We start from the raw sequence: 13,408 nt of genomic DNA, 5'->3' as shown, positions 1-13,408 counted from the left end.
GACCTCGCCCGCGCTGCGCGCGCTCGCCCCGCTCATCCTGGGCCTCACCGCTGCGGTTCCGCACCGTTGGTCGCTGGCCCGCGCCGCCGCGTTCCTACGATCCGACCCTGTTGCAGGGCAAGCACTTCCGGGTCCGCAACTGCCCGCAGAGAGCATCGATCGCCTGCTGTGCGACGGACTGGTATACCTGATCGACACGATGACCCCGCACAACGGTTACCTCTGGCCGCGACCCCCCTCGTTGCCGCCGGGAGATCCGTGCAACGTACAACTGGGCGCGGCAGGCGTGCTCGCGGTCCTGGATCGCGCGGTGCGTTCCGGAAAGCACTGGGTGGCACCGGCATTGGCGACCGCGGCCGACTGGCTCGACCAGCGACTCACCAAGCCGAGCCGCAGCCTGCCCGGACTGTATTTCGGACGATCGGGCACCGTGTGGGCATTGCATTCCGCCGCAGAGACTTTGGGCGATGCCGCAGTGGCCGGACGCGCACTGGACTACGCGCTGCGCATTCCGCTCGACTGGTCCAACCCCGACATCTGCCACGGCCTGGCCGGTGCGGGCCTGGCGCAACTCCAGCTGTGGCGGGCCAGCGGTGATCAGCGGTTCGCCGAACGCGCCATGGAGTGCGCCGAACGCCTGGTGCACCTGACCAAAGCGGCGGATCGCCGGGTGGATTGGCTGGCCAGTGCGCAGTTCCGCGACGAACTCGCGGGCTCGGAGTCCTACGGCTTCGGCCACGGCGTCGCGGGCAACGCGGCGTTTCTGCTCGCCGCAGGCCGCGATCTGCACCAGCCCGATCTGATCGAGATCGCGGTCGGCGGCGGCCACGCGCTCTGCGCCGTGGCCGAACTCGACGGCGACGGCGCGCGCTGGCCCAAGGGACCGGGCAAGACCGACACTCCCGACCTGAACTTCTGGTGCAACGGCACCTCCGGCGTCGGCACCTTCCTCGTCCGGCTCTGGCAGGCGACCGGGGAACCGCGGTTCCGCGAGTTCGCCGAACGGGCCGGGCGCACGGTGTATCGAGACCGCTGGCGGCTCGCGACGGGGACCTGCCACGGCATCGCGGGCAACGCCGAATTACTGCTCGATCTCGCCGTGGCGACCGGGCAGCCCCGCTATCGGCAGTGGGCGGCGGAGATCGCCACCTGCCTGTACGTCCGGGCCGCCGAACGCGACGGCAGGCTCCTGGTCCCCGACGACACCATGCGTGCGGTGTGCGCGAGTTACAACGTCGGGCTCGCCGGCGTCCTGGACTTCCTGCTGCGCCTCGAACATGGCGGATCCCGTTCCTGGTTGGTCGACAACCGACCGACCGGCGATGGCCCACCGTGAGAAAAAGAACACCGAGAATCGCAGAGAAGGAGGCGAATCGTGGAAGCCGACGTCTTGGAGTTGCAGGACCTGCCGGAAATCGAAGAGCAGCCGATGGAGCCGCAGATGTGCTGCCGCAGCCATTACCGCAGCTTCGTCTGGGCCGACAGTTACGACTCGACGCCCGAATAGTGTGTTGCTGCCGTGCGGGAGAAGGGTAACCACTCCTGCACGGCAGCCACCGAAACCGCGCACGGTGTGCTCGATGCCCAGTTCAGGGGCCCTTAATTGGGCTTCATCCCAATCATTAAGCTTGCTGTTAAGTAGATCCCGACGCATCGGATGCTCGTCGATGTGGTGTGCGTTAGGCTCGAAATCGCGCCGCGTTATCACATGATCTCCCCGCCTTTTTTGATCTTCACCGAATAACTTCGCGAAGAATCGCGGGACAGTGGCTCGCTGGTATCGCGGCGTGCTCGCCGTCGAACCGGAGATGAGGAGCTTTTCGTGCGTGGATCCATTGTCCGGCTGTCCGTGGCCGGTCTGAGCGTGCTGGCGCTCACCGTTCTATCGACCGCCACTGCCGTCGCCGACCAGCCCAAACCAAGTGAGGGGTCGTCCGACATCGATGTCGTGCCACCGCCGCCGGGCGCGAACAACTGGTCCTGCCGTCCGAGTGCCGCGCATCCGCGCCCAGTTGTCCTGGTACACGGTACCTTCGAGAATCGCCTGGACAACTGGTTCGCCATGTCCCCGCGACTCGCGGCCGCCGGCTACTGCGTCTACGCGCTCGATTTCGGTCGCGGCCTCGGCGGCACAGTGTCCGGGATCGGCCCGATGCGAGCCTCCGCCCAAGAGATCTCAGACTTCGTCGACCGAGTACTCGCGGCCACCGGCGCAGAGCAGGTCGATATCGTCGGCCATTCCCAAGGCGGCGTGCTGCCCCGGTACTACGTGAAGAACCTCGGCGGTGCCGACAAGGTGCACACTCTTGTCGGCCTCGCCCCCGACAATCACGGCACCACGTGGGGTGTGATCGGCCTCCCGATCACCCTGATCCCCCCGACAACCGACCTGCTCTGCCCGTCCTGCCGGGAACAGCTGCCCACTTCGGAGTTCATCACCCAGCTGAACGCCGGCGGCGAAACACAACCCGGCATCCACTACACCGTCATCGTGTCCAAGTTCGACGAGTTCGCCACGCCCTACACCACCGGCTTCCTCACCGGCCCCGACGTCGACAACATCACCCTCCAAGACGTCTGCCCCACAAACCTTTCCGAGCACATGGCGATAACCTCCGACTCCACCACCATCCAGTTGGTCCTCAACGCCCTGGATCCAGACCACCAGGCCCCCGTCCCGTGCGGCGTCGGCGCCGGATCCGTACAGACGAGATAGACCCCTGCATTCAGAACGGAATGAAATTCTCCGCGCGGTTCAGTAGGAACGGTGACCCTGGCGCGATCGGCTGCCAACCTTGTGCCAGCGCCATCCGGATGCTCTCGGCAACGTGCGCCGGGCGAACCGGAACCGACCGGGCGCTCACCCAGTTGCTCGGGTGAGCGTGGCCGGTCGCGACAACCAGTGTCGCGCCGGGATACTCGGCATGCTCGACGGCGTAGGTGCACGGGGATGCCGCGAGGGCTTGGCTGTAGGTGGGCCGACCGCGCAGTCGCCACCGGTAGGTCGTCGCATCGACGACGATCCGACGTGCCCCCTTCTTACGCAGCGCCACCAGGCCTCCTCATGCCTGCACAGTAGTCAGTTCTCGGCTGCCGAGCGAAGGGATTTCGGCTCATAAAGCAACCGGCACTCGGCTTCGAAGCGAGCTGCACGAGAGCGGGTGCCGCCGCGGGGATTCGACGTTCGGCTATCGCGGCCAACACCGCGATAGCCGATCGTGGATCGAAATCCGTTGGTCAGCCCGGGATCTGGAAGTCGGCTTTGAAGCGCGGGCCCGGCGGGAGGCCGCGCAGCACGGCGCTGATCCAGGCCACGGCGGGCGGCCAGCCGGCCACCGCGTTGACGACATGTTCGGGCAGGGGCACGGTGAAGAACCGGAGATCCGCGCCGCGGTTCCAGTAGTCGTTCACCACGGGCAGCACCGCGGACGCGGGAATCAGCTCATCCCAGATACCGTGGAACCAGAAGATCGGGCTGTCCGGAATGTGCTGGCCCAGGCTCTGTTCCTGTAGCACTTGCATGACGCCGGGCGCGGTCTCCAAGCTCAGGCCGGGCTGGAAGTAGTCGCTGATCGGCCGGTACATGCCGGACAGCGCGATCGTGTACACGCAGCGGCTCTGCATGTCCTGCAGGATGGCCTGACCCTCCTTGGTCAGCAGCTTCGTCGCGTCGAACACCTCGGGGAACTCACGGGACAACCCGGCGAACCCGAGCCACATCGTGAAGTTGCTGATGCCGGTGAGTCCCGGTCGTTGCTCGGTCGCGTAGCGCGCCTGCAAGCGCAGGTCACCAGGAGTGCCGCCGATGGCGGTACCCAGCAATCGCACGTCGGGCGCGTAACTTTCGCGCATCTCGGCCGCGCGGATCGATCCGGAGCCACCACCCGAATAGCCGTACAGGGCGATACCGGAATCCGAAAGCCCCAGCGTCGCATCGTTTTTCATGGCGCGCAGGCTGTCCAACACCATCTTGCCCTCGTCGAAGGTGTTGAACGTGTTGAACTTGCCGTCGAAGTCGGGCACGTTGATCGCGAAACCCTGCGCCAGCCAACCCGTCGCCAGCGCGGCCTCTTTCATGGTGCCGACCTGCAGTGTGTACGACGGATTGCAGGCCGAGTTCGTCGAGTCGATCGCCTCCTGGAACGACACCACCGGTCGCGCGCTACCCGTCCAGGGAATCCCCGGCGTGATCACCGACGTCGCGGTGGCGATCGGATTGTCGTGAATATCGTTGCTGCGGAACAACAATTGCTTGGTGTCCACCGGGAACGGAATGCCGAGAATGCGGGTCTGCACGCTGCGCGTACGAATGATCTGCCCGGGTGCATACGAAGCCAGATCCGCCGGGTCGGCGTACCACGGGTCTTCGGCGGGCACCGGGATCGGCAGCAGATCGTAGATCTGCGGTTCAGCGGGCAACTGCGGCAACTGATTCTGATCCGGCGGGAACGTCGGATACGGATCACCGGTCGCGACGCCGGCGCTGGACACGGCCAGGCAGAGCGCCGCCAATGGCACCGCTGCCCATGTGAATCTCTCCCCGAACATGCACCCTCGTCTCGTCACGTGTGAACGGCAAACCGAACTCGAGTCAGTACACTCCCGTGCGCGTCCGTCCCGCTATCGACAAACAGACAGAGTCCCCGCCGCAGCAGTTGTGCACATCCATAGCGCCCGGAGCCGGTTACTCGCGACTCGGTCCACGAAATCAGGCCGAGAAGCCCTTCGATTCCAAGAGTTGGGCGGTTCGCGCCGCTGACAATGTCATCGCTTCCGTCGGGCGCTGCGGGTCGTATCCGGTGAGTTCGGCTATACGCGCCAACCGATAGGTAATCGTATTGCGGTGCACGAACAATAGCCGCGCCGCGGCATTCTGATTGCACTCGTTCGCGAAGAAAACGCCGAGCGTCTCCGCCAATACGGGTTGATCCGCGAGCGGCTCCAGCACCGAGGCCAGTTCGGTGCGCACCGACGCGTCGACCGCCACCGCGTACTCCATCCGCAGATCCTGCCGACGGCAGATGATGTCACTGCGCGTGGGGCAGCGACCGAGCTCCGCGACCACCCTGGCCTCCGCGAGGGCGGCTGGAATGGCCGCTCGGGTCGGCGCGGGCGAGACGCCGATCCACAGCAATGGCGGTGTCTCCCTGGCGAACCCGGGCGCCAGCCGCGCCGATAGCTGGTCGATCACCGCCGTACTGTCGCCGCCCGGATCGATCGGAATCAGCGCGGTCCATCCACTGATATCGCGGCGCAGGAACGCACCGGGCAGATCGTGGATCCGATGCCGCAGATCGGTGAGCGTGCCGGGGCCCGGGTCACCGGGGCGGATCACCGTGACCACGAACGCGTCCGCGACCGGCACCGCCGGATCGCCCATCCAATCGACCGGATCCCGCCCGGCCAGTAGGGCGTCGACAATTCCGCGCCTGCGTTCCAGCTCGTCCCACGGCCGCCGCCGGGCATCCTCGACACAGGCGACCGCGATGCGCGCCGTCATCAGCGAGAGGTACTCCGACAGCGGGCGGCCGATCTCGGCCAGCGCCGCCCGACCGGTCGGCGACGCCGTGGTCGGCAGCTGTGACCAGAGGAAGTCGACAGCCGTCCGATAGTTGCGCAGCACCTCGTCCAGTGGCATTCCGTCGTGCACCAGCGACACCGCGCGTTCGACCAGCGGCCGGGTGTCGTCCTCGGACGGCTCGTTACCGTCGAGCCAGAACTGGAAGAACAGCCGCACATTCAGCTCGGCGGCCGGGACGAAGTCCGCGTCGACCAGCGAGCTCGGCAGCCCGTCGTACACCGGCGACTGCGTGGAGAACCCGTCGACCAGCGCGAGCGCATCCGCGAGCAGCCGCTCGATGGTGCCGGACCGGCGGGTGGTGCGGTCGAACGCGGCAACGGTGCCCGCTCTGGTCACGGCAACTCCCAACGACGATGTCTGGTACCGCCCAGCAGGCGCGGTTCAATTAACCCGGTACCGCCGGTAACGAGAATTTAGCAGACCCGTCACCGCCGTCGAGCGGATTCGCCACCACCGACGCCGGGCGTCATCGCCACCGCCGGCGCCGGGTACCGCCTGGCGTCACCACCACCGTCGACGCCGAGTACTGCCGGGCGTCACCACCCCGGCCATCGCCTGCCGCAGCGCCTCGGCGAACCGCGGATCCACCGTGGCCGCCCTGCTCAGCGAACGCTCGGCCGCCGCTCTGGCCCGCGACGAGACCTCTCCGGTCCGCGCCTCGGCGATCAACCGCCCGATCGTCGGATCGGCGCCGAGCTTGCCGACCACCACATTCCACACCCGATCGACCGCGAGGTCGAGGGCCTGATCGGCGAGGCCGTTGACGCGCATCCCGGCCCGGCGCACCCGGCCCAACGACCAGGCGACGAGCATCTCGATGACGACATCCATCCCTATCGGCCGCCCTTGTCGTCGCCGTGCGGTGTTCGGTCCGAATGGTTACGCCGATAGCCGCCCTCGGCACAGAAACTGGTGGCTCCCCAGACGATCGTCGCGCCGATCGCCAGTCCGACCAGGATGACCAGCACATCCATCGAAAGTCACACTCCCCGTGGTGGTTTACCCATGCAGCCATGGTCGCCGCCGCGGGCCGAGCTCGGTATCCGCTGAACGTTCGACAGCGGCGGGCTCGGCGCCGAACCGATACAGTTCGGCCTTGTGCACACCGCGCTCTTGAGCGCCGCACACCGGTGGCCGGCGAGCTCAGCTACGGACCCGCCGGAGCGACCCGACCCGGCGACGAAACCTGCCCGGCCACCCGGTTTCCGGCGAGGAAGCCTTCATCGTGCACCGGGCTGCGGACGGTACCGTCCTGCTCACCCTGCGATCCCTGACCCGCCCGGCGCCGAGTGGACGCTGGCGAGTGGTGTTTCCGGTCCTGTTGCTCGCGCAGCGGTACTACCGACGCCGCTATTCCCGCGTAATGGCGCGCTGACGGGCCGTTAGATTGCCACGTCGCAGTAGCTGACCCGGCGACATTCGACCGACTATTTCCGCATCCGGGGCGGTCAACCGCTGATTTCCAGCGAAAACCATGTTTGACGCCGCTCCAACAGGGGAATTGCCCGGCTGTAGCTGATCGACCGTGCCATTACGCGGGCGGGAATACACTACGAATACAGGAGCGCAACGCTGATATCGCCAACCGACAGTCCGAGTTCGACCAGGACGGGATAACAGCCGGAATCAGCCTTTACCCGGGGCAATACCACCGGGAGTTTCGGGCAAGCGCGACCCTCACCACCCGTCACGTCCAGGTCGAAGGCACAGCGGCGGACCGGCCGCGCTTTGTCGGCTCGCGCATCGCACTGACGAATCGAGGAGATCATGCCTGAAATGTTGGATACCCATCGAGGAAAGAACCGGCGCCGCACGTCTCTCACGGTCAACGTGCTCGCCCTACTCGCTTCGGGGCTACTGGCCGGGACCGCAGCTCCGGCGGTAGCCGACCCGTCCGCGGACGCGGTCAATGCGATCGACGCGCACTACGCCGAGTTCGGCGGCTCGGGATCCTTCCTGGGCGCCCCGCTCGGCCCGGCCACCGATGTCGCCGGTGGTGCCGAACGCGCCTACCAGGGCGGTGTTATCTACTACTCGCCGAACACCGGAGCCAAGGCGATGTACGGCGAAATCCTCGTCAAGTACAAGTCGCTGGGCGGACCGAGCGGCCCGCTGAGCTTCCCCACCAATGATGAGTCCGGCGCGGGCGACGGCGTCGGCCGATACAACGACTTCGCCGAGCCCGGCGGCGCCGCGATCTACTGGAAGCCCGAAACGGGCGCCTGGACCCTCAAGGGCAAGGTGCTCGACGCATGGCGCGAAAGCGGCGGCGTCACCGGGCCTTTCGGTTACCCGCGCTCGGACATGACCGTCGACGACGGCGTCGCGACGGCCAACTTCGAGGGCCCCGGCGGCACCGAGATCAAGTGGTCGGAGAACAACGGGCTGGCGACCCAGCCGCCGGAGCTAGCCGCGTCCCTACCGGGATTCCGCGCGGACGCACCTGACGTCGCGGTACCGAACCCGGTCCCGAACCCCGACATCGAGGGGACGACCGACTCCGACGGGTCCGGCATCAACCGCTGGTGGGGCATCCCCATCGGTTTGGCCATCACCGCCGTCGTGGGCGGACTGCTCGCCATGCTCGGCAGGCGCCGGGCGGACACGACCACGACCATGCGCGGCACCCCCACCCCCGGGACGTCGGCAACGGCGGGTCGACAAGGGTTCACACCGTCGCGCACCGACGCGACAGCCACCGGACAGCGCGGTACCGCGAATGTCTCAGGGGCACATGACATGCACCGCGACGCGCCTACTACGCGCCGCTAGACCGGTAACACACCACCAGGGAAAGGAACGACAATGGAATGGTTGTTGGGTGTACTAGGTGGTCTGGTCGGCGGGAACATGGCCGGCGCGGGTAAAGGCTTGGGGCCCGTCGGCAATACCGCCGCGGGTGCCGTCGGTGGCGGTGTCACCGGCGCGATCATCCAGGCGGCGACCGGCTCGGGTCTGGATCTCGGGCAGGTCATCGGGCAGGTCGCGGGCGGCGGTGTCGTCGGCGCGGTACTGACCGCGGTGCTGGCGATGTTCGCGAAGAATCGGCAGACCACCGACCGGGTGGCCCGCTGATCTCGTTGTGACAGCGAAATTCCCGGCGGTGCGGCCTCTTTCCGAGGTGGCACCGCCGGGAATTCGTATGTCGGAGAACGTTACTCGTGCACGTGTTGCATCCGGTCGAACTCCTCCTTGGTCATCTCCTCCGGCGACTGCTCCGGGAGCCGCCGGGTTTCGACGGTGTCCTGACCGACGTTGCCACCGTCGTAAACCACCGAGGCCCAATTGTTCTGGGCCTGCAGCGAGGTGTAGTTCCGGTCATTGTTGACGCTGGTCCGCACGCCGGAGGTCTGGATGCTGCCGTTGCAGTTCCAGTCGATCGGCTGGTCCGCCGCACCGGTCCGCTTGCGGGTGTTGTCCGGGCAGAAGTACACCGTCCGCCAGCCCGCGGCCACCGGCCCGAGGCCCTGCCGCTCCTGCAGCGAGCTCTCGTTCAGCGCAGGCGGGTTCACGCCCGAGTAGCCGAAGTTCGAGGTGCCGTCGGTCTTGGGCACGCCCGAGAACTGGAAGCTGTAGTTCATCACGCTGAGGTAGTTCGGCTTGTAGTTGACGTGGTCGACGCCACCGTGTTTCAGGCCGAGGTTGTGCCCCAGTTCGTGGATGAACGTGCCGACGTTGCCGTCGTCACCGGGATTCCAGTTGCACTTCGGTCCGACCGAGACGATGAAGGTGTCCGCCGGGATTCCCAGCGAAATACCGCTGCTGCAACCGCCGTTGTAGGAATCCGCCCAGATCATGTAATGGAAGACCCGAGCGCGTGCCGCAGCGAAGTTGCTGCGTTTGATCGCTGCGACCTGGCTGTCCACCGGTGACAGATCGTTGTCGTAGGGCACCTGGTTGCCGCCGCCGAGATCGTAGGCGGTGCCCCTGGCGTTGCCCGCGTCCAGGTGAATGGAGATCCCGTTGCGGCCGTCGGGGTTGGTGACCGGCGCATTGGCGAAGACCGCGACGACTCGATCCAGGGCCACGGTGGTCGGCAGGCGCCCGTTCATGTAGTCCATCTCGACGAAGATGTCCTTGTGATTCGGATTCGCGCCCATCTTGGGCAGGTCCACGTCGATCGTGCCGTCGCCGTTGGCGTCGTAGCCGTTCTTCTCCCAGGTATCGGGCAATCCGTCACCGTCGGTGTCGACCGCCGCGGCGTCCGGTTGGGCAGCCACGGTGGCCGGGGTGAGGACCGTCCCCAGTCCGGCTAGCAGCGCGAGGCAAGCAATGAAAGTTCTTCTGTAAGGCGACACCTCGAACTCCTTCCGGATCGTTCGCTGGGGACGATCCTGTAATCCGGCCGATCCGAATTGCGATGGGTTATCTAGCCACCCGAGAATGTTTTTCGGATGGTTGTGCTGCGTTGGTTATTTCCAATCCACCTGCGGGGAGCGGTAGAAGTTGATGCCCTGCGCGGTCCAGATCGGGCCCTGTTTGGCGAGCCGCGCCCGATACTTGTCCCAGTTGTGTGTCGCCGCGGGCGACCAGCCGATCTCGGCGATGCCCGAAAGCCTCGGGAACGCCATGTATTCGATGTCGGCGCTGGTTCGCAGGGTCTCCGACCACAGCGGCGCCTCCACACCGGCCAGCTGGTTCTCCGTAACGCCGGGCAGGAAGGTGGCCGGATCCCAGTCGTAGGAATCCTTCACCTCGACCAGGCCCGCCCATTGCAGACCGAGCTTGGTGTCCTTGTTGTACTTCATATCCAGGTACGCCTTGTTGGCAGGCGACATCAGGATCTTGTTGCCGCGCTTGGCCGCTGCCGCGACATCGGCGTTGCTCCTGGCGGGATCCCAGTACTGCGGGATGGCCGAGGTCGGCGGGTTGGTCACCACGATGTTGTGCCAGCCCTGCGCCTTCTTGTCGTAGGTGGCCAGCATCGGGGTGACCTTGTCGAAGAAGGTCTTGTAGTCGGCGTCGGAGGTCGCGTGCGCCTCGTCACCGCCGATGTGGATGTACTTGCCGGGGGTCATCGCCGCGACCTCGCGGATGACATCCTCGACGAACTTGTAGGTGATGGGCAGACCGATGCACAGCGAGCTGTAGCCGACCTCGATATCGGTGCGTGGCGGCACCGGCTTACCGTCGCAGTTCAATTCGCCGTACGACGCCTGTGCGGCATTGGTGTGGCCCGGCATATCGATCTCGGGAATCACCGTAATGTGTCGGGACGCCGCGTAATTCACGATGTCCTTGTACTGCTCCTGGGTGTAGTAGCCACCAGGGTCACCACCCACCGCGGTCTGGCCGCCGATCTCGGCCAGCCGCGGCCAGCTCTTGATCTCGATGCGCCAGCCCTGATCGTCGGTCAGGTGCAGGTGCAGGGTGTTGATTTTGTACTGGGCGATCTGGTCGATATACCGCTTGACCTGATCCGGCTTGAAGAAATGCCGGGCCACGTCGAGCATCGCGCCGCGCTGGCGGAAACGCGGGTAGTCGAGCACTTTTCCGCCCGAGACCGTCCAATCCCGTTTCTGCACAGTCGTTTTGTTGATGTCCGCCGGGAAGAGCTGGCGCAGCGACTGCACGCCGCCGAACAGCCCGTCGGTGGTATTGGCCTTCAGCTTGACCCCATTTTTGGTCACGTGCAGCTGATAGCCCTGATCACCGACGCGGGAACCGGCGTCGCCGAGTTCCAGGGTGATCGCGGACTTCTTGCCGAGGTCGTATCGATCGACCACCGGTACTGGAAAACCTGTGGCGGGCCGGAGCAGACCGGCCAGGTAGTTCCCGACATCCTTGGCCTGATGTTCGGCGCGGATCACGGTCTCGGCGGTCAACCGGAAGTTCGAGCCGGGGTCCGGCTTGGCTTCGACGGGGACCGGCACGATATCGGTGACACCGCGTTCTGTTGCTTGTGGATTGTCGGCGGCGTTACCTGCCGAGCCGGGCATGACGAGCGTGGTCAAAGCCACTACTGCGCCGAATGCAAAGGGATATAGGAACTTCCGCATAGCGTACCTCCGGTACAACTCGAGGGGGCACACAGAAGTATGGATCAGCGTGCAAGATCTGAGTGGGGACCTTCCCAACTGGGGATATAGGGCGAATTACCATTCAATGAACACTTGATCCGGGGCGGCGGACAGTTCGTCGGCCGATAATTTCCCCACTTCTACTGGGGAGCTCCGGGTGGCTTTTTCATGCCATGATTCACCCCGGTTGTTCGGACATCGGCGGTAGGACATTTTCGCGCCCGGCAACGACTTCCGTCGATTACGGATGATCGGAACTCGCGGCGGCGGTACCGCAGGTCACCGCCGCGCTCGACCTCCCGAGGGATTGGTGCGCCGATGCGAATATCTGGACCAACTGCCGTGTCCGCGCTGGTATTGACCGGGTTGGTGCTCTCGGGGTCGGCGGCACACACCACGCCACGCACACCCGACGGCCTGCTCGCGTCGTCCATCGGCACTGCCGATCCGGGCACCGATCAATCGATCGTCATCGGACCGGAACCCACTCAGCAGCAACTGATGACACCGCCGCTCGACGAGGAATCGCTGGTCGACGGCACCGTCCCGCTGCACAACGTCGACCTGCCCAACGTGCCGACCCGCGGCATCCCCGAGGTCGCCCTCGCCGCCTACCGCAACGCCGAACTCAGTTTGCAGTCGTCGACACCCAACTGCGGGATGTCGTGGCATCTGCTGGCCGGCATCGGGAAAATCGAATCCAACCACGCGGGCAACGGGCGCACCGACGCCGAAGGCACCACCCGCGGCATCATCTACGGACCCGCGCTGGACGGCACCCTGCCCGGCAACGAAATCATCCCGGCCGCAGACGGTGGCTATGTGCGCGCCGTCGGCCCGATGCAATTCCTGCCCGGCACCTGGGCGATCTACGCCGCCGATGGCAACGGTGACCGAAACACCGACCCCAACAACATCTTCGACGCCGTACTCGGCGCGGGCAAATACCTGTGCTCCGGCGATCTGGATATGCGCGACCAGAAGCAAGAACTACGCGCGGTGTTGCGCTACAACAATTCCCTCGAGTACGCGTCCAAGGTGCTCAGCTGGTCCAACGCCTACAAGACCGGCGGCGCCCCCGCCCAAGGCGAGCTCGCCCCCATCCCGGACAGCACCCCTGACGGGGGTATGCCCGAAGGTGCCGGCTCGAGCATGAGCGTCGGCGAGACCATCGTCGCCGATCCCGCTGCGCCACCGGAGGAAACACCCGCGCCCGAAGCGACAACCGATCCCCCACCCTCGGACACACCGGACACCACCTCCACAACTGATCCCCAAACCCCACGGGCCACACTGCAACTGAAGATCCGGGTAACGATCAACATCCCCGGACGAGCACCGATCCCCTGCGGCATCTTCTGCCCGACCCCAACCCTTCCAAAGGTGCCCACCATCCCGGTGCCGACCAGCCCCCAGCCACGTCCCACCACCCAAACCACCACGCCCACAACAACTCCCAGTACAACCACTCCGACAACCACCTCGCCGACAACCCGCCCGCCCGCCCCGACGTCCTCGACGTCGGCGCAGCCCACCACCCGGCAACCGGTCGCTCCACCGCCAGCGGCCACCGAGCGAAAGCCTTCCCCCACAGCAACAACCGCCCCGCCGAAGCCGACAACGCAGGCTCCGCCGAAATCACCGGCACCTCAACAGTCCGCTCCCCCACCGCCACCGAATCAACAACAAGCCACGCCCCCACCAACCACGCCCAAGCAGCAGCCCGCCGCACCTGCCACCCCCGCACCTCAGCAACCCGCAACACCGGCACCTCAGCAACAGTCAGTCGCCCCGCCCCCGCCGCAAC

At 66.0% G+C, this 13,408-nt stretch carries 13 protein-coding genes and 1 pseudogene; 7 read left to right on the top strand and 7 right to left on the bottom strand.

Annotation, left to right across the window (positions count from 1 at the left end):
* The 3 genes from NN4_RS43255 to NN4_RS43250 form a co-directional block, all read left to right on the top strand.
* On the top strand, positions 1-1,336 hold a 1,336-nt coding region (locus tag NN4_RS43255), incomplete at its 5' end, for a lanthionine synthetase LanC family protein (protein ID WP_186818908.1).
* A gap of 39 nt (positions 1,337-1,375) precedes the next feature.
* Complete coding sequence (locus NN4_RS46735; protein WP_281289476.1) at positions 1,376-1,507, top strand: hypothetical protein; 132 nt, start codon at positions 1,376-1,378, stop codon at positions 1,505-1,507.
* A 315-nt stretch (positions 1,508-1,822) separates the two neighbouring features.
* Positions 1,823-2,716 (top strand): esterase/lipase family protein, encoded by an 894-nt coding sequence (locus NN4_RS43250; protein WP_147143900.1) that lies wholly within the window; start codon positions 1,823-1,825, stop codon positions 2,714-2,716.
* Positions 2,717-2,726: 10 nt separating this feature from the next.
* Here the strand turns inward: NN4_RS43250 and NN4_RS43245 are convergent, their stop codons facing one another.
* The 5 genes from NN4_RS43245 to NN4_RS45565 all read right to left on the bottom strand — a co-directional run bounded on the left by NN4_RS43245 (position 2,727) and on the right by NN4_RS45565 (position 6,555).
* Positions 2,727-3,053 (bottom strand): hypothetical protein, encoded by a 327-nt coding sequence (locus tag NN4_RS43245; protein WP_147143897.1) that lies wholly within the window; start codon positions 3,051-3,053, stop codon positions 2,727-2,729.
* 184 nt (positions 3,054-3,237) lie between these two features.
* Positions 3,238-4,548, bottom strand: coding sequence for a lipase family protein (locus NN4_RS43240; protein WP_147143894.1), 1,311 nt, complete (start codon positions 4,546-4,548; stop codon positions 3,238-3,240).
* Positions 4,549-4,708: 160 nt separating this feature from the next.
* Positions 4,709-5,917 (bottom strand): PucR family transcriptional regulator, encoded by a 1,209-nt coding sequence (locus NN4_RS43235; protein WP_147143890.1) that lies wholly within the window; start codon positions 5,915-5,917, stop codon positions 4,709-4,711.
* 165 nt (positions 5,918-6,082) lie between these two features.
* Complete coding sequence (locus NN4_RS43230) at positions 6,083-6,412, bottom strand: hypothetical protein (RefSeq protein WP_147143887.1); 330 nt, start codon at positions 6,410-6,412, stop codon at positions 6,083-6,085.
* Between the two features lie 2 nt (positions 6,413-6,414).
* Complete coding sequence (locus tag NN4_RS45565; protein ID WP_186818907.1) at positions 6,415-6,555, bottom strand: hypothetical protein; 141 nt, start codon at positions 6,553-6,555, stop codon at positions 6,415-6,417.
* A 212-nt stretch (positions 6,556-6,767) separates the two neighbouring features.
* On the opposite strand from NN4_RS45565, the pseudogene NN4_RS43225 reads away from it, so the two are divergent.
* The 3 genes and pseudogenes from NN4_RS43225 to NN4_RS43215 all read left to right on the top strand — a co-directional run.
* Positions 6,768-6,956, top strand: a pseudogene (locus NN4_RS43225) (DUF1990 family protein); the annotation flags it as partial.
* A 392-nt stretch (positions 6,957-7,348) separates the two neighbouring features.
* Positions 7,349-8,353 carry an LGFP repeat-containing protein gene (locus NN4_RS43220; protein ID WP_147143885.1) on the top strand — a complete coding sequence of 335 codons (1,005 nt, stop codon included), beginning with the start codon at positions 7,349-7,351 and terminating at the stop codon, positions 8,351-8,353.
* Positions 8,354-8,386: 33 nt separating this feature from the next.
* Positions 8,387-8,656, top strand: a complete 270-nt coding sequence (locus tag NN4_RS43215; protein WP_107655622.1) for a hypothetical protein — start codon at positions 8,387-8,389, stop codon at positions 8,654-8,656.
* A gap of 80 nt (positions 8,657-8,736) precedes the next feature.
* On the opposite strand, the gene NN4_RS43210 is transcribed toward NN4_RS43215, so the two are convergent.
* Both NN4_RS43210 and NN4_RS43205 read right to left on the bottom strand, forming a co-directional pair.
* Positions 8,737-9,879 carry a hypothetical protein gene (locus tag NN4_RS43210; RefSeq protein WP_246181427.1) on the bottom strand — a complete coding sequence of 381 codons (1,143 nt, stop codon included), beginning with the start codon at positions 9,877-9,879 and terminating at the stop codon, positions 8,737-8,739.
* Positions 9,880-9,993: 114 nt separating this feature from the next.
* On the bottom strand, positions 9,994-11,541 hold the full coding sequence (locus tag NN4_RS43205) for a beta-N-acetylhexosaminidase (protein WP_246181426.1): 1,548 nt from the start codon (positions 11,539-11,541) through the stop codon (positions 9,994-9,996).
* Between the two features lie 402 nt (positions 11,542-11,943).
* Between NN4_RS43205 and NN4_RS43200 the strand changes: the two genes are divergently transcribed.
* A partial coding sequence (locus NN4_RS43200) for a lytic transglycosylase domain-containing protein (RefSeq protein WP_222595273.1) occupies positions 11,944-13,408 on the top strand: 1,465 nt, incomplete at its 3' end.

Origin of the sequence: Nocardia ninae NBRC 108245 (assembly GCF_007990755.1) — a bacterium.
Taxonomy (GTDB): domain Bacteria; phylum Actinomycetota; class Actinomycetes; order Mycobacteriales; family Mycobacteriaceae; genus Nocardia; species Nocardia ninae.
The sequence above is the reverse complement of the archived record's forward strand: the minus strand, read 5'-3'. Positions and strand labels throughout refer to the sequence as shown.